This is a genomic window from Streptomyces sp. NPDC085932 (assembly GCF_044540525.1).
In the GTDB taxonomy this organism is placed as follows: domain Bacteria; phylum Actinomycetota; class Actinomycetes; order Streptomycetales; family Streptomycetaceae; genus Streptomyces; species Streptomyces levis.
This window is the reverse complement of sequence record NZ_JBITSJ010000001.1, coordinates 1,768,381-1,785,001: the sequence shown is the minus strand read 5'-3', so window position 1 is coordinate 1,785,001 and position 16,621 is coordinate 1,768,381. Positions and strand designations below refer to the sequence as shown.

The 16,621-nt window shown below is 71.4% G+C and carries 12 protein-coding genes and 2 pseudogenes; 8 read left to right on the top strand and 6 right to left on the bottom strand.

Annotation, left to right across the window (positions count from 1 at the left end):
* Window positions 1-55: 55 nt before the first annotated feature.
* From ACIGAQ_RS07675 to ACIGAQ_RS07665, 3 genes are all read left to right on the top strand, one after another.
* Window positions 56-1,375, top strand: coding sequence for a beta-ketoacyl synthase N-terminal-like domain-containing protein (locus tag ACIGAQ_RS07675; RefSeq protein WP_362286065.1), 1,320 nt, complete (start codon window positions 56-58; stop codon window positions 1,373-1,375).
* A gap of 11 nt (window positions 1,376-1,386) precedes the next feature.
* Window positions 1,387-2,442, top strand: a complete 1,056-nt coding sequence (locus ACIGAQ_RS07670; protein ID WP_399779910.1) for a beta-ketoacyl-ACP synthase III — start codon at window positions 1,387-1,389, stop codon at window positions 2,440-2,442.
* Window positions 2,443-2,511: 69 nt separating this feature from the next.
* Window positions 2,512-2,742, top strand: a complete 231-nt coding sequence (locus ACIGAQ_RS07665) for a phosphopantetheine-binding protein (RefSeq protein ID WP_311687920.1) — start codon at window positions 2,512-2,514, stop codon at window positions 2,740-2,742.
* A gap of 207 nt (window positions 2,743-2,949) precedes the next feature.
* On the opposite strand, the gene ACIGAQ_RS07660 is transcribed toward ACIGAQ_RS07665, so the two are convergent.
* A complete protein-coding gene (locus ACIGAQ_RS07660; RefSeq protein WP_399779907.1) occupies window positions 2,950-4,557 on the bottom strand; it encodes an MFS transporter in 1,608 nt (535 codons plus the stop codon).
* An 89-nt stretch (window positions 4,558-4,646) separates the two neighbouring features.
* Here ACIGAQ_RS07660 and ACIGAQ_RS07655 point away from each other — a divergent pair, with 89 nt between their 5' ends.
* A complete protein-coding gene (locus tag ACIGAQ_RS07655; protein WP_399779904.1) occupies window positions 4,647-5,399 on the top strand; it encodes a TetR/AcrR family transcriptional regulator in 753 nt (250 codons plus the stop codon).
* A gap of 313 nt (window positions 5,400-5,712) precedes the next feature.
* On the opposite strand, the gene ACIGAQ_RS07650 is transcribed toward ACIGAQ_RS07655, so the two are convergent.
* A complete protein-coding gene (locus ACIGAQ_RS07650) occupies window positions 5,713-6,414 on the bottom strand; it encodes a FadR/GntR family transcriptional regulator (RefSeq protein ID WP_399779901.1) in 702 nt (233 codons plus the stop codon).
* A gap of 237 nt (window positions 6,415-6,651) precedes the next feature.
* Between ACIGAQ_RS07650 and ACIGAQ_RS07645 the strand changes: the two genes are divergently transcribed.
* From ACIGAQ_RS07645 to ACIGAQ_RS07630, 4 genes are read left to right on the top strand one after another with little or no spacing between them, the layout of a single operon-like run.
* Entirely contained in the window at window positions 6,652-7,893 is a 1,242-nt protein-coding gene (locus ACIGAQ_RS07645) for an aminotransferase class V-fold PLP-dependent enzyme (protein ID WP_399779898.1), read from the top strand.
* Window positions 7,890-9,191 (top strand): extracellular solute-binding protein, encoded by a 1,302-nt coding sequence (locus tag ACIGAQ_RS07640; protein WP_399779894.1) that lies wholly within the window; start codon window positions 7,890-7,892, stop codon window positions 9,189-9,191. Before ACIGAQ_RS07645 ends, ACIGAQ_RS07640 begins: the two co-directional genes overlap by 4 nt.
* Before the next feature lie 2 nt (window positions 9,192-9,193).
* Window positions 9,194-10,177: a carbohydrate ABC transporter permease gene (locus ACIGAQ_RS07635; RefSeq protein ID WP_399779890.1), complete on the top strand. Its 984-nt coding sequence runs from the start codon at window positions 9,194-9,196 to the stop codon at window positions 10,175-10,177.
* Complete coding sequence (locus ACIGAQ_RS07630; RefSeq protein WP_362286086.1) at window positions 10,174-11,010, top strand: carbohydrate ABC transporter permease; 837 nt, start codon at window positions 10,174-10,176, stop codon at window positions 11,008-11,010. Before ACIGAQ_RS07635 ends, ACIGAQ_RS07630 begins: the two co-directional genes overlap by 4 nt.
* Before the next feature lie 32 nt (window positions 11,011-11,042).
* On the opposite strand, the pseudogene ACIGAQ_RS07625 reads toward ACIGAQ_RS07630, so the two are convergent.
* The 4 genes and pseudogenes from ACIGAQ_RS07625 to ACIGAQ_RS07610 all read right to left on the bottom strand — a co-directional run.
* Window positions 11,043-11,612, bottom strand: a pseudogene (locus ACIGAQ_RS07625) (CHAT domain-containing protein); the annotation flags it as partial.
* A gap of 1,017 nt (window positions 11,613-12,629) precedes the next feature.
* Window positions 12,630-13,955: pseudogene (locus ACIGAQ_RS07620) on the bottom strand (VWA domain-containing protein); the annotation flags it as partial.
* Window positions 13,956-14,168: 213 nt separating this feature from the next.
* Window positions 14,169-15,608, bottom strand: a complete 1,440-nt coding sequence (locus ACIGAQ_RS07615; protein ID WP_311687928.1) for a GH1 family beta-glucosidase — start codon at window positions 15,606-15,608, stop codon at window positions 14,169-14,171.
* A gap of 89 nt (window positions 15,609-15,697) precedes the next feature.
* A complete protein-coding gene (locus ACIGAQ_RS07610; protein ID WP_311687929.1) occupies window positions 15,698-16,621 on the bottom strand; it encodes a carbohydrate ABC transporter permease in 924 nt (307 codons plus the stop codon).

The window sequence follows — 16,621 nt, the reverse complement described above, 5'->3', positions numbered from 1 at the left end:
AACGGCGGCGGCGGACGGCTTTAGTGTCAACATCCCAAGCAACGCAGGGAGTCGTATGACCGACCAGGAAAAGGACCCCGGGCGCGACACGCTGATATCCGGGATGGGATTCTCCCTGCCCGGTCCGGAAGGGCTGTGTGCGACGTCCGCCGAGTTCTGGGACATCATTTCCACGGGCGCCTGCCACGTGGAGCAGGACGGCATTTACTTCGGGCAGGCGAGAACCGACGCCACGGATGTGAAGGAGCGTTTTCCGGAGCTGCCCCGAAAGGCGCTCGCGCTGTACTCCCCCGTCCAGTTGCACGGCCTGGTCTCGTTCGCGGAGGCGTGCACGGACGCCGGTCTCGACTGGCGTGCGGGGGATCTGGCCCAGGCGGGGGTGCTGACCGCGCGGGACGGCGGCGACTGCTGGTCGTCGCAGTACAGCGACATCCTGAACGCCGACCGCGCCACCGCCACCAAGGACGAGATCAACGCCCTGGGCACCCGGCTCGCACTCACCGGTATCCCCATGGACGTCACCAACGTCCAGGTGTCGGTGATCGGCGGGACCGGGCCCAGCTTCACGATCTCCAACGGCTGTACGTCCTCGGCCGTGGCGCTCGGGATGGCGCACCGCCTCATCACGGGCGGCGAGGTGGACGTCGCCGTGGTCACCGGCGCGGACGTGTTCGGCCGGGACTTCCTGCTGCACTACGCGGACCTGCTGGACCGGTACGCGGAACTCAGCGCGGACGAGGACGGCACGGTCGACGCGATGGAGGACGCGGCCCTGGCGATGCGGAGCCAGATGCGCCCGTACGACAAGAACTCGCCGGGTTCGAACATGGGCAGCGGCTCGATCACACTGGTCCTGGAGAGCCGCGCGCACGCCGAGACGCGCGGCGCCCGGCCCTACGCCCGGCTGATGTCGCAGCGCACCCGGCGCAGTCCCCAGCACAGCGCCTTCGCCATCGACCGGGCGGGCACCGGCATGGTCCAGGCGTCACGTGACGCCATGGCGGGCCTCGTCGAGCCGGACCAGATCGACTACGTCAACGGTGGCGCCGAGGGCGACCGCGTCTTCCACGAGACGGAGTCGAACATCGTGCACTCGCTGTTCGGGGACCGGGCCGCCCGGCTGCCCGTCACCGTGCAGGAGGCATGTTTCGGGCACAACGGCGGTCCGCTCGGCAACCTCGGTGTGGCGGCGACCTCTCTGATGATCCAGCGCGACACGGTGTGCCCGACCGCCGGCTGCGTCGACCCGGCCGACGAGTGCGCCTTCGACCCGGTGCCGGGCACCACGGCCCGGCCGCAGCGCGTCGACCACGCGCTGTCCTTCAACTACACCGTCGGCATGATCAGCAGCGCGATCCTGCTGGGCAAGGCGTGAGGGGGAAGGCCATGGACAGCAGCACGCCGGCGCACACGGGCGCCGGCTCCCGCACGGCGGTTCTGACCGGCGTCGCCGGGTGGGTGCCGCCCGGCACGGTCACCAACGCCGACCTGCAGGCCCGTCTGGACACCAGTGACGAGTGGATCCGCAGCCGTACCGGCATCGCCCAGCGGCACACCGTCCCACCGGGCACCGCCACGCGCGAACTCGCGGTCGAGGCGGGCCGGCTGGCCCTGAAGTCGGCCGGGCGCGACGACGTGGACGCGGTGGTGCTCGCGACGGCCACCCCCGACCGTCTCTGCCCGGCCACGGCTCCCGAGGTCGCGACGGCCCTCGGACTCGGACCGGTGGCCGCTCACGACGTCGCCGCCGTCTGCGCCGGTTTTCTGTACGCCCTGTCGACGGCGGTCGGGGCGATCGCGGCCGGCTTCGCCGACCATGTGCTGGTCATCGGCGCCGAGACCTTCTCCAGCATCGTCGACCCCGACGACCGGACCACGGCGGTCATCTTCGGCGACGCCGCCGGTGCCGTGGTGCTGCGGGCCGGGGAGCGCGACGAGCCGGGCGCCGTGGGGCCGGTACGGCTCGGCAGCGACGGCGCCTTCAGTGACCTGATCGAGATTCCGGCGGGCGGCGCGCGGCAGCGCAAGGCCGGCTCGGCGCCCGGCCCGGACGAGTACTACCTGCGCATGCAGGGGCGCAAGGTGTACCGGCACGCGAAGGAGCGCATGGCCCAGGCGTCCCTCGACGTCCTGCGGCGCTCCGGCTGGCAGGTCGGCGACGTCGACCGGCTGGCCACCCACCAGGCCAACGCACGCATCAGTGAGGCCGTCGCCGACGAACTCGGCATCTCGCGCGAGCGGGTGCTGTCCAATATCGAGCGCGTCGGCAACACCTCGGCCGCGTCCCTGCCCCTGCTGCTCGCCGACGCCGCCTCGGCGGGTGAGCTGCGTCCGCACCACCGGGTCCTGCTCGCCGCCTTCGGCGGCGGACTCGCCTGGGGCGCGGCGACCCTGACGTGGCCGGAGGTCACGCCCTTCGCGGTGCACACCTACGACGCGTGAGGACACGCCGGCCCGCGCCGGCGCACTGCCCCGCACGTCCCACCGACACGGCGTTTCCCGGGAGGAACGGTGTACGAGAAGGTCAAGTCCCTGCTGACGAACAGCTTTCGGGTCCCGGAGGACCAGATCGCCCCCGAGGCCAGCCTGGAGGACCTGGGCCTCGATTCCCTGGCGGCGGTGGAGTTCTCCCTCGCCCTGGAGAAGGACTTCGGCATCGACATCACCGACGACGAAGTGGTCGAGCTGGAGCGGCTCGACCGGATCGTGGCCCTGGTCGAGCAGCGCGTCCGGGCCGCCTGACGGGCCGTGCGCCCGCCCGGTGCCGGCGCGGCGCGCGCGGACCGGGGCGAACGAGCCGAGAAGCCGGGACCCGACACGGGCCCCGGCTTCCTCGTCCCGCCCGCGGCGACGCCCCCGGGGGCGCGTGGCACGGTGGCCCGGCGGGACGGGCCCCGTCACCCGGGGCCGGTCCGCCGGGCCGTCGCGGCCCCGGGGGCAGCCGCTCGGTCAGGGCTTCGCCAGGTCCACCGCCTCCGGCGAGCCGGACCCGTCGCCGTCGTCCCGCGCCTGGCGCCCCGCGCCACGGGGGATGAGCACGGCCACCGCCACGGCGACGACGACCAGCAGGATGCCCGTGGCCAGCGAGGTGACACCGAAGGCATCCGCGAACGCTTCGTCGGCCCGGCGCTTGAGTTCCGCGCCCGCCTCTCCCGGCAGGGCACTCGCCGCGGCGATGGCGTTGGGCAGCCCTTCCCGGGCGGCGTCCATCACCCGCTCGTCCACTCCGGGTACCGAGGTGTCCATCTCCCGGCGGAACAGGGCGGAGGCGATGCTGCCCATGATGGCCACGCTCAGCCCGTTGCCCAGTTCGTAACTGGTCTCCTCGATCCCGGCGGCGCCCCCCGCGCTGTCCGCGTCGGCCGTGGACATGATGGCGTCGGACGCGGCCGTCATGGCGCAGCCCGCCCCGGCGCCGATCCCGGCCAGCGCGACGGCGAAGACCCAGTAGTCGGTGTCGGGACGTACGTTCACCAGGACGAAGAAGGCGGCCCCGATGAGCCCCAGGCCGATCATCATGGCGTACCGGGTGCCGTACCTCGGCACGATGGCGGACATCGCGGGTGCCCCGATCATGGTGGCCAGCAGCAGGGGGAGCAGCCGCAGGCCGGATTCCATGGGCGAGGCTCCGCCGATGAACTGCCAGTGCTGGGTGAGGAGCAGCATCAGTCCGCCCATGCCGAACATCGCCAGCACCACCGAGACGACCGCCACCGAGAAGGCCCGGTTGCGGAACAGGCCCGGGTCGATCAGCGGGTCGGGCACCCTGAGCACCCGCACCACCAGGCCGCCGAGCATCAGCAGGCCCAGCACACCCGTGACGACGGTCTGCGTCTCCAGGCCCTCGGCGCCGCCGTGCTGGATGGCGTACACCAGCAGGATCAGTCCGGCCACGGACAGCAGGGCACCGACGGTGTCCCAGCGCGGGGGGTTGGGGTGACGGGACTCCGGCACCAGGGCCAGCGCGGCGATCAGGGCGAACACCATGATCGGCACGTTGATGAGGAAGACCGAGCCCCACCAGAAGTGCTCGATCATGACACCGCCGACGACGGGTCCGACGGCCGCGCCGGCGGCGGACATCGTGGCCCACACCGCGAGGGCCACCGTGCGTTCCTTGCGGTCGGTGAAGACGTTCCTGATGATCGACAGCGTCGAGGGCATGATGATGGCCGCGCCGACGCCGAGCAGCGCGCGGGCCGCGATCAGCATCCCGGGGCCGGTCGCCCACGCGGCCATCGCCGATGACGCGCCGAAGACGACGAAGCCCAGGCACAGGAAGCGTTTGCGCCCGAGCCGGTCACCGAGCGTGCCCGCGCTGATGAGCAGTCCCGCGACGACCAGCGAGTAGACGTCGACGATCCACAGTAACTGCACCGAGGAGGTGTCGAGTTCGGTACTGAGCGTGGGCAGGGCGACGTTCAGCACGGTCAGGTCCAGGGCGACGACCAGGAGGCTGAGCGACAGAACGGCCAGGACCGCCCACCGGTTCCGGGCACCGGGACCGGCGACCCCGCCCCCACCGTCGCCGGTGGGCCTGTCATGCACGGGTTCCATGAGTCTCCTCCTCGAGTCTTGGTTCCGCAGCGTTGTCGTACGGCATACCAGCTATCGTACGTTGTACGGGCGCGCGCTAACATGGAACCGTGACTGAGACTTCTGGACGAGAAGCGAATTCCGGCCGGAACACGGCCAAGGGCCGACCGGGGTCGATCTGGTTGCGCGACATGCGTCAGCGGCCGGCGAAACAGCCGCTGAACCGCGAGCAGATCGTGCGCGGTGCGGTACGGCTACTGGACGAAGGGGGCGTACGCAACCTGCGCATGCGTCAGCTCGCCGAGTCCCTCGGCTCGGCCCCCATGTCCCTCTACTGGCACGTACCAACCAAGGACGACCTTCTGGAGCTGGCCGTCGACGCCGTCTTCCCCGACCCGCCGGCCCGGTCCGCGGCAGGCGACTGGCGCGCGGACATCAAGGCCGGTGCCACCGGCCTGTTCGAGGTGCTGCTCCAGCACTCGTGGATGATCGAGCTGATGGGCAGCCACCCGCCGGTGGGCCCGCGCGCCCTGGCGCACACCAGCGCCATCATCGCGATTCTCGAGGATGCCGACTTCACGCCGTCCCAGCTGGACTCAGCCCTGTCGGCGATCTACTACTACACGGTGGGCGCCGCCCTGTCGGAGGCGGCCTGGCAGCGCACGACCCGGCAGAGCGCCGAGTCCGAGGAGAACTGGGCCCTGCGTCTCGGCCCGTACCTCGACTCGGCCCTGGACAACCACCCGTCCTCCCTGGCCGACTACGTCAAGCGCAGCGCCGACAGCAGCACCGGGCGGCGCTTTCACGACGGCCTGGAGTGCATGGTGGCCGGCATGGAGGGGATGCGGCCGCCGGCGCCTTGACGGCACGGCCCGCCGTACGTCCACCCGCGATCGAGGCGCGGGACCTGGCCGGGACGTCGTGGGCCGACCGGTGCGGACCGCGGGCGGACCACAGCGTCCGCCCCATGGGGCGCGGGCAAGTGGAGCTTCGGCGCACGGTCGTGCCCGGCGCGGAGACCCTCGATGCCGCACGGGCGCCGGGCGCCCGGACGTCCGGAGCGGCCCCGGGGCCGGCGGGACGGGTTCCGGGCCGGCGCCCCACCGCTCCCGGACGGACCCGGGCGGGCAGCACGGCGCGAGGGCCCACGACGGGTCGGGCGATCCCGCCGTCGGCTCAGTCCGCGCCGCCCACCTCCTCCACCGGCGGCATGAACGCCCGCAGCCACCGTTCCGTCTGCGCGACGTGCGCCTGGGCCGCTCCGGCCGCCGCGACCGGGTCGTGGTCGGCGATGGCGGTGGCCAGGACGCGGTGGTCGTCGTCGCTCTTCCTGCGCAGTTCGGGGCCCTCGGGCAGGGTGAAGACCTGGTACTTGCGCGAGCGGGCGCGGAAGACCGCCAGGAGGGTGGCCAGCGTGGGGTTGCCGCCCACGCGGGCGATCTCCGCGTGGAAGCGGTGGTCCAGTTCCGACGCCTTCGCGGGATCGGTCGTGGCCTCCATGTCCTCGATCAGGGCGAAGAGCGTGTCCACCGTCTCCGGAGTGCAACGGGCCGCCGCCTGGGCCGCGACGTGCGCCTCCAGCACCCTCCGGATCTCGTAGACCTCCAACAGGCCTGACAGGGGCAGGAGTTCGAGCGTCAGGGAGAGGCTGCCGATCACGTCCTGGGGCCGCAGCTGGGAGACGTACGTGCCCGAGCCGTGGCGCGGCTCGATGACGCCCAGGGCGGCGAGCATCCGTACCGCCTCGCGCAGCGACCCCCGCGAGACGCCCAGTTCCTCGCAGAGCTCGCCCTCGGGCGGGATGCGCTCGCCGGGGCCGAGGCGTCCCGTGCCGATCATGTGCCGCAGGCCGTGGAAGGCCTTCTCGACTGCGGACATCCGTCCCCTTCTTCCTCCCCTGAACGGGCCACGATCCGGCCGCGCCCCTCGGAGCACTGTAGCGAGACCCTGCGGGTCATCGGATGTGTCGGGTCGGTTTCCCGGCAAAGTCATCTGATGACTTTCACTGTACGACCCTTGTTTCCGCCGCAGAAGGTGGGCAGGATGCCCAGTCATCAGATGTGTCCGGCGGAGCGTGAGCCTCCGCAGGACCGCCCTGCCCAGATGTGGAGTCCTGTGAGCGAGACCGAGGTGACCACCGCACCGCGCCCCCTGCTGCTGGCGGACGGCAGGCCCGCCGACCGGGCCTGGTCGCTGGACCCTGTCCTCAAACACCTGAACCACGGCTCCTTCGGGGCCGTTCCGCTCGTCGCCCAGGAACGGCAGGAACTGCTGCGCCGCGAGATGGAACGCTCACCGGTCGTGTGGTTCCCGGCACTCCCCCAGCGCCTCGCCGCCACCCGGGTCGAGATCGCCGACTTCCTGCGGGTGGACGCCGGCGATCTCGCCCTCGTGCCGAACGCCAGCGCCGGCGCGAGTGTCGTCTTCGCCGCCCTCACCCTGCGGCCCGGCGGGGAGATCCTCGTCACCGACCACGGCTACGGTGCCGTGACGATGGGCGCCGAGCGGCTGGCCCGCCGCTGCGGCGGCCGGGTCCGCACCGCACGGGTGCCGCTGGACGCGGACGAGGACCGGGCGTACGAGGCGGTCGTCGCCGAACTCGGCGACGCCACCGAGCTCGTCGTCGTCGACCAGATCACCTCGGCGACCGCGCGCCGGCTGCCGGTGGAACGCATCGGGGCGGAGGCCGGCCGGCGCGGCATCCCCGTCCTCGTCGACGGCGCCCACGCGCCCGGTCTGCTCGCAGCACCGCTCGCCGGCGCCACGTACGACTTCTGGACCGGCAACCTGCACAAGTGGGGATGCGCCCCGCGCGGCACCGCGGCGCTGATCGCCCGCGGTCCGCTGCGCGAACGCCTGCACCCCCTGATCGACTCCTGGGCCGCGGCCGATCCCTTCCCGGACCGGTTCGACCAGCAGGGCACCGTCGACGCCACGGCCCATCTGGCCGCACCGGCGTCCCTCGACTTCGTCGAGCGCACCTGGGGCTGGCCGGTCGCCCGCCGCTACATGAACGACCTGGCCGGCTACGGCGCCCGGGTCATCGGCGCCGCGCTCGCCGAGGCGACCGGCGTGGACCCCTCGGCGGACGTCGGCATGCCCGTACCCGGCATGCGCCTGGTGCGTCTGCCGGACGGACTGGCCGCCGACCGGATCGAGGCCGACGCCCTGCGGGACCGGGTGGCCCGGGAACTGGGCGTGGAAGCCGCTTTCACCAGCTTCGACGGCATCGGCTACCTGCGCCTGTCCGCCCACGTCTACAACATCGCCGCCGACTACGAGTACTTCGCCGAGGACTGTGTCCCCGTCCTCGGCACGTGGGCACGAGAGAACATCGGAAAGAGGTCAGCACAATGAGAAGAAGGACGGCAGTCCTCGCGCTCGGCACCGCCGCCGCGACCCTCCTCACCGGCTGCTCCACCATGAGCCCCGAGGCGAGCGGAACGGTCACCCTCAACATGGTCGAGAGCCTGACGAACCCGACCCGCACCGATCTGCTCAAGGACCTCATAGCCGACTTCGAGCAGCGGAACCCCAAGATCAAGGTCAACCTGGTCTCGCCGCCCACCGAGCAGGCCGACCAGAAGCTCCAGCAGATGCTCCAGTCCGGCAGCGGGGTGGACGTCCTGGAGGTCCGGGACATCACCGTCGGACCCTGGTCGAACAACGGCTGGCTGTACGACATGAAGAAGGACCTGGACGGCTGGAAGGGCTGGCAGGCAATGACGGAGAACGCCGTCAACGCCTCCAGGGACGCCGAGGGCCGCACGTACTTCGTCCCGTACGGCTTCTACGGCCTGAGCCTCTTCTACCGCACCGACCTGATCGAGAAGGCGGGCTTCGACAAGCCGCCGGCCACCTGGCAGGAGCTGCTGGAGCAGGCGTCCGCCGTCCACGACCCGGGCGAGCGCCGTTACGGCTACGCCTTCCGTGGCGGCGCCAACTCCAACAGCAACGCCACCGCCGCCATCGAGGCCTACCTCGCCGACCAGGTCGACCCGGCCAACGGCTTCAAGCTGAAGACCGGCCGCACGATCTTCTCCGCCCCCGAGGCCGAGGACGCGATCGAGACCTACCTCAAGCTCTTCGAGCAGGCGTCCCCGAAGTCGTCCGTCTCCTGGGGTTATCCGGAGATGGTGGAGGCCTTCTCCAACGGCTCCACGGCCTTCCTGCTCCAGGACCCCGAGGTGATCGCCACCGTCTCGGAGTCGAAGTCGATCTCCAAGGACCAGTGGGCCACCGCCCCGCTGGTGGCAGGACCCGGCGGCAAGACCGTACAGCCGCTGGCCACCGCGGGCTGGGGTGTCGCCGAGGGCAGCGCCCACAAGGCCGAGGCCGTGAAGCTGGTCGAGTTCCTCTCCCAGGGCGAGGCGTCGACGTCGTTCACGAAGAAGAACAGCCTGGTGCCCATCCTGAAGTCCGCGGTCAGCGACCCCTTCTACAAGACGGGTCCCTGGTCGAGCTACGTCACCATGACGGAGCAGCCGGACAAGTACCTGGTCGTCACCCAGCCGCGCGGCGTGAGCTGGTGGGCCGAGTGGCAGCAGAAGGCGGACGCCGACGTGCAGAAGCTGATCCTCGGCAAGACGACGCCGAAGCAGCTGCTCGCGGGGTGGGACGCGTACTGGACCGAGAAGTGGCAGCAGGAGCAGTAGACATGTCCGTCACCTCCACCACGACGTCGAAGACGCCGGCGACGGACCCGGGGGAGGCCTCCGGCAGGAGGGGCCTCCCCCGAGGGGACAGGCGCAAGCGCGAGTTCACCACCCGTCGCGGCCTGACCATCGCCGCCTTCATGGCGCCGGCCGCGGTCTTCGTCGCGGTCTTCACCTACTACCCGGTGCTCGCGGGCGGCCAGATGGCCTTCCGCAACTGGAAGCTGACCGATCTGACCGACACCTCCTGGGTGGGCCTGAAGAACTTCGGCGACGTCTTCGCCGACCCCGCGTGGGGCACCGTGCTGGGCAACACCGCCGTGTGGGTCCTCGGTTCGATCGTCCCGCAGCTGCTGATCGGCTTCGCGCTCGCGCTGTGGCTGCGCCGGCGCTTCCGCCTCCGCGGCCTGTACCAGGCGCTGATCTTCTTCCCCTGGGCGATCTCCGGGTTCCTCATCGGCATCCTCTTCCGCTGGCTGTTCAACAGCGAGTTCGGAGTCGTCAACGACCTGCTGCAGAAGGCCGGTCTGATCGACGAACCGATCGCCTGGCTGGCCGATCCGAAGACCGCGATGGTGGCCGTGCTCATCGCCAACATCTGGTACGGCGTCACCTTCTTCACCATCATGATCCTGGCCGCGCTCCAGTCGATCCCCGACGAGCTCTACGAGGCGGCGGCGCTGGACGGCGCCGGAAAGGCCCGCACCCTCTTCCAGATCACCATCCCCTACATCCGCACCACCCTGGCCCTGACCGTGCTGCTCCGGGTCATCTGGATCTTCAACTTCCCGGACCTGATCTTCGGCATGACCGGCGGCGGGCCCAACAACGAGACGCACATCGTGACCACGTGGATGATCAAGATCACTCAGCAGGGCGACTACGGCAGGGCCTCCGCGCTCGGCCTGCTCGTGGTGGCCGCGCTGCTGGTGTTCGCGGTGTTCTTCCTCATGGCCACGCGCGAGAAGAAAGGGGCGAGGTCGTGACCGGCAAGGGTTCGGCGGCCGGCCGGGCGGTCAAGTTCACCTTCCTCGGCGTGTGGCTGCTCTTCACCGTCTTCCCGCTCTACTGGATCACCGTCACCTCGCTGAAGGCGCCCGGGGACATCTTCCACTTCCCGCTGGCGTACTGGCCCGAGCGCTTCTCCCTGGAGAACTACCGCGGCCTGTTCGGCACCGCGGACTTCGGTACGTACCTCACCAACAGTCTCGTCGTCTCGACCGTGGCGGGCGTGACCGCCACGGCGATCTCGATGCTCTCGGCGTACGTGCTGGCCCGCTTCGAGTTCCGCACCAAGTCCGCCCTGCTGATGGCCGCGCTGGTCACCCAGATGATTCCGTCCTTCATCGCGCTCGGACCGCTCTACCTGCTGATGACCGACCTGAAGCTGGTGGACAACCGACTCGGGCTGATCCTCGTCTACATCGCGGTGTGCATCCCCTTCTGCACGGTGATGCTGCGCGGCTTCTTCGAGAACATCCCGGACGCGCTGGAGGAGGCCGCCATGATCGACGGCCTGTCCCGCTTCGCGGCGCTGTTCCGCGTCCTGCTGCCGGTGATGCGCCCGGGCATCATCGCCGCGTTCATCTTCAACTTCGTCAACTGCTGGAACGAGCTGTTCCTGTCGGTGACGCTGATGAACAGCGACAGCAACAAGACCGTGCCGACCGCGCTGAACGGCTTCATCTCCAGCTTCAACATCGACTGGGGCTCGATGTCCGCGGCGGCCGTACTGACGATCGCGCCCACCATGCTGCTGTTCGCCTTCGCCAGCCGCCACATCGTGCAGGGGCTCACGTCGGGTTCGGTGAAGGGGTGAGTGCGGTGTGGACCTGACGCCGGGATCGCGGGTCAGGTCCGTGCAACTGACCTCTCCGGCGTGGCGGCGCGGGCCGCGGGACTGCCGTACACGGCGTACGCCAGCCAGGTGGGATCCCCGCCGTGGTCGCGCAGCGCCCGTCGGGCGTCCAGGGACGCCTGCCCGAGGCTCTGTCCCCCGGTGACCAGACGCTCGTAGAAGGTGTCCGCGAAGAGCAGCGCGGAGTCGGACCGCACCGGCCACAGCGTGCCGACGAACGCGCCCGCCCCGGCCCGCAGGAACTGCGGTGCCCAGCCGAGGCTGGTCGAGAACCAGTCGATCTCCCCGGCGCTGCGGCAGGCGTTGAAGAACACCAGCGGGTGGGTGGCGCGCAGGGCTCCGGAGTGGGTGGCGTAGGCGAGGTCGATCGGGTCGAAGGGGCCGTCCGCCATGGTGACGTGGGAGCCGGCGGACGTGAAGGAGTTGTGGCAGGCGAAGTGCAGCAGCCCGTGGAGCCCTTCGTCGATGAGGTCGCTCACGGCGGCGCGACGGGTCAGGGTCCCGCCGTCGGTCACGGAGGCGCCCAGTCTGGCCCGGAGCGCGAGCACTTCACGCTCCGCTTCGGGCGGCGAGCCCGGCGGCACCACGAACGCCGCTGAGGACAGGGACAGTTCCCGCACCCGGTCCTGTCCGAAGACGCGGCGCACCACGGGAAGCCACTCGGCGAGAAAGCCGTCGCCCTCCTGGTGACCGTCGAGGGGGTACAGCAGCTCCCAGGGCACGACGTCGTGCTCACCGAGCACGGTCAGCGACGTGACGTGCCCGATCTCCTCCCAGAACTGCCGGCGCACGGCGTCGGGCACGGCCGTCGCCCACAGCTGCACCCCGAGGTTGACCAGCCGGCGACGGGCCGCCCCCTGATCCGCGCCGCCGGGTTGCCCGGCCGCGGCGGCGGTGCGTCGCAGCTCGTCGTAGATCCGTTCCCTCGCTCCCTGCGAGTCGCCCGCCAGCAGGCGGAAGGACTCGGGGGCGTAGGTGGTCTCGCTGAGGAGCTGGAAACTGTAGGCGCCGTCCGCGCCCTTGAGGACCTGGAGGGTCACCTCCCCGGGATCGAACGCGAGCGAGGTGAGGGGCGCGGTGCGCGGGAGGCCGTCCCTGGCCGGGGTGCCGGGCTGCACGGAGACCTGCGCGCGCAGCTCACCGAGGAAGGTGCCCCGGTGGAAGGCGCGCACGGTGACGGTGTGCAGTCCCGGTGTCATGGTGCGCAGGCCGAACTGGAGCCACTGCGAGTCCTGGCCGGGAGGGACCGTCAGCATCTGCTGCAGATCTCCCAGGGCCAGCAGACCGGGCGCGTGCACGGTGATGAGGAGCCGCGCTCCCGCCGCCGGGACGGGGAAACCGCGCAGGGCCACACCGGTGTCGCCGGATCCCTGGGTGACGCGCACGTGCAGGGGCACCTCGCGTCCCGGAGGCGCCTGCTCGACCAGCTCGGCTTGCAGGAAACGCGGTTCCCGGCTGTGCCCGGCACCGCCGCCACCACCGCCCGGCCTTCCGGGCTGACCGTGACCGGGAGGGCCGTGGCCGGGAGGGCCGTGCTGTGCCGGGGTGTCGCCGTGGTCCGTCGCGCCGGGATACGGGACCACGTGGACCGTCTTGGTCGAGCGGGTCTCCAGGGACAGCTCGTCCGCGTCCGCGGTCTCCTGCCTCAGCCGGACCTCGCCGGTCGCGGCATCGACCACGTCGACGACCCTGGCCAGCAGCCGTCTCGTGTCGTCGTCGCCCAGGGCACCGGCGAGCTGCACCGCGCGGCCCAGCTTGGCCCGGGCCTCGGCACTGTCACCGGTTCTGCGGGCGTCGAGGCCCTGCTGGATGGCCGTGGCCAGCTCGGCCTGTCCCGTGTAGTGCGCGACCCTGGGATCGATCGCGGCGGGAGCGGCGTCGTCGTCCGTCCACACCGCACGGATCAGACCCTGAGCCACGGGGCGGGCGCTGCCGTCGCTCGCGTGGGTGACCAGGGAGACGCGGCCGGCCAGCATCTCCAGGCCGGGGTCCGCCGCGGGGACCCGGAGACGGACGTGGTAGTCGCGTTGTTCGCCGCCGCCCCAGGAGCCCGTGGGGTAGTCAGCGGTGCGCGGGCCCGCCGGGACGCGCCGGCCGGTCAGATCGACGAACGTGGGATGGACCTGTCTGACGAACACGGTCTCCGTACCGACGGGTGTCCGCAGGCGCAGCGCGACATCGACGGCCTCCCTGCCCGTCACCTCCGTGATCACCCGGGTGATGTCGTCGACCGCACCGGCCGGGTCGGTCGGTATCGCCTCGGCGCTGCCCAGCAGCGCCGAGGCGATACCGTCGACTTGCTGCGCCGCCCGGTCCGTGCCCACCGCCCGCACGTCGCAGGTGAAGCGGCCCGCGCAGGCGTCCAGCGCGGCCCGCAGGTCTCCCGGCGACTCGTTCTCGTTCCGGCCGTCGGTGAGCAGGAGCCCGTGCCGGATGTCCCCGTCGGCGGAGTGCAGCAGACGGTCGGCGAGCCGGAGCCAGGTGCCGATCGCCGTGCCGCCGCCCGCGGAGAGCGTGCGCAGCGCCCACTTGGCCTGCCCCCGGGTGCGGGCGTCGGCCACGGCGAGGGTGCCACCGCCCGGGTACACCTCCGTGGCCTGCTGTGTGCCGGCGACGACGGCGAAGTGCGCGCCGTCGGGCACGGCGTCGATCGCGGCGGCGGCCGCCGCTGTGGCGGCGTGCAGCTTGGCGGGCGGGTGGCCCATCGAGCCGGAGCAGTCGACCATGATCGCCACCGCCGCGCGCTGCGCGGACGCCGCCGGGTGGGGGTGCGCGCCGGCGGCAGGGCCGCCGGTCGCCGTGACCGTGACGATCGCGTCGACATCGCGGCCGCCCTCCGGCAGATACACGTTCTGGTGGACGTCGACGGCGAACAGCGGTGTGGAGGGTCTCAGGAATTGGGCCATGGCTTCCGCTCCCCCTCGAACTACCCACGTCCGGGCCCCGCTTGAGGTGGCGGTCCGGTTCGACAGCGCGTTCAGGTCCTGGACGATACTCCACGCGCGTCCGCCTCAAGAGGGACAGCGGCGGGCGGTCGGCCACACCACGCACGACGGGGTGGGAGGGGCGGAGGTCGGGTGCGGCACCCCGTGGGGCGACGGGGTGCCGCACCGGACCGGTCAGGCTCCGGGGAGTACGCCGGTGCGGGCCACCTCGGAGTACCAGCGGGCGCTGGCCTTGGGGATGCGGGTGCCGGTCGGGTAGTCGACGTACACGGCGCCGAAGCGCTTGCTGTAGCCGTGAGCCCATTCGAAGTTGTCCAGCAGGGACCACAGGAAGTAGCCGCGCACGTCGGCACCGTCGAGGATCGCCTGGTGGACGGCGGCCAGGTGGCCACGCACGTAGGCGATCCGGGCCGGGTCGTTGACCTGGCCGGCGGGGTCGGCGTAGTCGTCGAAGGCGGCACCGTTCTCGGTGATGACCAGCGGCAGGCCGGGGAAGTCGGAGGCGAGGCGCCGCAACAGGTCGTAGAGACCGCTGGGGTCGATGGCCCAGCCCATCGCGGTGGTGTCGCCGGGCGGCTGGTGGAAGGCGACCCGGTCGGCTCCCGGCCAGGGGCTGTGCGGGCTGTTGCCGTGTCCGTCGGAGGAGTGGGTGCCCCGGCCGTCGGACTCGGACACCACCGTCGGGCTGTAGTAGTTGACGCCGAGGAAGTCCAGCGGCTGGTGGATCCGTGACAGGTCGCCGTCCTGCACGAAGGCCCAGTCGGTCAGCTCGGCGGTGTCCTTGAACAGGTCCTCCGGGTAGGCGCCGTTCAGCATCGGGCCGGTGAAGACCCGGTTGGCGAGCGCGTCGATCCGGCGTACGGCGTCGGCGTCGCCGTCCGTGGCGGTGAGCGGGCGGACGTGGTGGATGTTCAGGGTGACCGAGACCTGCGCGTCGGCGCGGAGGCGGTCGCGCAGTGCCTGGACGGCCAGGCCGTGTCCCAGGTTGAGGTGGTGGGCGGCGCGCAGGGCGGCGACCGGGTCGGTGCGGCCGGGGGCGTGCACGCCGGAGCCGTAGCCGAGGAAGGCGCTGCACCACGGCTCGTTGAGGGTGGTCCAGGTCTTCACGCGGTCACCGAGGGCGTCCGCCGCGAGGGCCGCGTACTCGGCGAACCGCTCTGCCGTGGCACGCTCGGGCCAGCCACCCGCGTCCTCCAGCTCCTGCGGCAGGTCCCAGTGGTACAGGGTGGCGACGGGCTTGATGCCCTTCTCCAGCAGTTCGTCGACGAGGCGCCGGTAGAAGTCCAGCCCCTTCTGCACCGCGGGGCCGCGGCCGGTGGGCTGGATACGCGGCCAGGCGAGGGAGAAGCGGTAGGCGCCCAGGCCGAGTTCGGCCATGAGGGCGACGTCCTCGCTGCGGCGGTGGTAGTGGTCGGTGGCGATGTCACCGGTGTCGCCGTTGCGGACCCGGCCGGGGGTGCGGGCGTAGGTGTCCCAGATGGACGGAGTGCGGCCGTCCTCGCCGGCCGCCCCCTCGATCTGGTAGGCGGCGGTGGCCGAGCCCCACAGGAAGCCCTTGGGGAAGGTGCGGGGTGCGTCGGGGGCGGATGCGGTCTGCTGTGCTGCGGTGACCACGTAAGTCCTTTCGGGAGGGGGTTCGAAGTGCCCGGGGCGGAGGGAGGTCGGGTGCGGAGGGGTGCGGCCGGGCCGGTGGAGCCCGCGGGTCAGCCCTTGACGGCGCCCGCCATGATGCCGCTGACGATCTGGCGGCCGAAGACGACGAACATCGCCAGCAGCGGCAGGGTGCCGAGCAGCGCACCGGCCATGATCAGCGACTGGTCGCGCACGTACCCCGCGCTCAGCTGGGTGAGGGCGACGGGGACCGTCGGGTTGGTCATGTCGAGCACCACGAACGGCCAGAAGAAGTCGTTCCAGGCGTGCACGAACGTGATCATGAACAGCACGGCCATCGCGGGCCGGGCGACGGGCAGCACGATGCTCCAGAAGATCCGCAGCGAGTGCGCGCCGTCCACACGTCCGGCCTCGACGAGTTCGTCCGGCAACGCCTCCGACAGGTACTGCCGCATGAAGAACACGCCGACCGCGCTCACCAGCGTCGGGAAGATGACGGCGGGCAGCTGCTGCGACCAGCCCAGCTCGGCCATCATCATGAAGAGCGGGACGACACCGAGCTGCGGCGGCACCATCATCGTGCCGATCACCAGCATGAGCAGGACGTTGCGCCCCTTGAACCGCAGCTTGGCGAAGGCGAACCCGGCAAGCGTCGCGAACATCACCGTGGACAGGGCGATCACCCCGGCCACGATCAGGCTGTTGATCATGGCCTTGCCCATCGCCGCCTCGTCCCAGGCCCGGGCGAGGTTGCTGAACAGGTTCGGGCCGGGCAGGAACGGCGGCGGTGTCTGGCTGACCCGGGTGTTGTCGGTGGAGGCGGCCACCATCGTCCAGTACAGCGGGAAGATCGACAGCAGCGCCATGATGCCGAGCAGGACGTAGGAGAGGGGGCCGGCGTGGTGCTGGCGGCCGGCGCGCTGGCGCAGCAGCCTGCGGCCCCCGCGGCCGGCCGGCTTGTCCTCGGGGTTCCGGGCCGGGGTGCTGGTCCGGGCCGGGAGACTCTGAGTGGTCAT

Coding starts and splice junctions, on each gene's coding strand:
- ACIGAQ_RS07675 (WP_362286065.1), top strand. CDS start 56: ATGACCGACCAGGAAAAGGACCCCGGGCGCGACACGCTGATATCCGGG.
- ACIGAQ_RS07670 (WP_399779910.1), top strand. CDS start 1,387: ATGGACAGCAGCACGCCGGCGCACACGGGCGCCGGCTCCCGCACGGCG.
- ACIGAQ_RS07660 (WP_399779907.1), bottom strand. CDS start 4,557: ATGGAACCCGTGCATGACAGGCCCACCGGCGACGGTGGGGGCGGGGTC.
- ACIGAQ_RS07650 (WP_399779901.1), bottom strand. CDS start 6,414: ATGTCCGCAGTCGAGAAGGCCTTCCACGGCCTGCGGCACATGATCGGC.
- ACIGAQ_RS07640 (WP_399779894.1), top strand. CDS start 7,890: ATGAGAAGAAGGACGGCAGTCCTCGCGCTCGGCACCGCCGCCGCGACC.
- ACIGAQ_RS07635 (WP_399779890.1), top strand. CDS start 9,194: ATGTCCGTCACCTCCACCACGACGTCGAAGACGCCGGCGACGGACCCG.
- ACIGAQ_RS07610 (WP_311687929.1), bottom strand. CDS start 16,621: ATGACCACTCAGAGTCTCCCGGCCCGGACCAGCACCCCGGCCCGGAAC.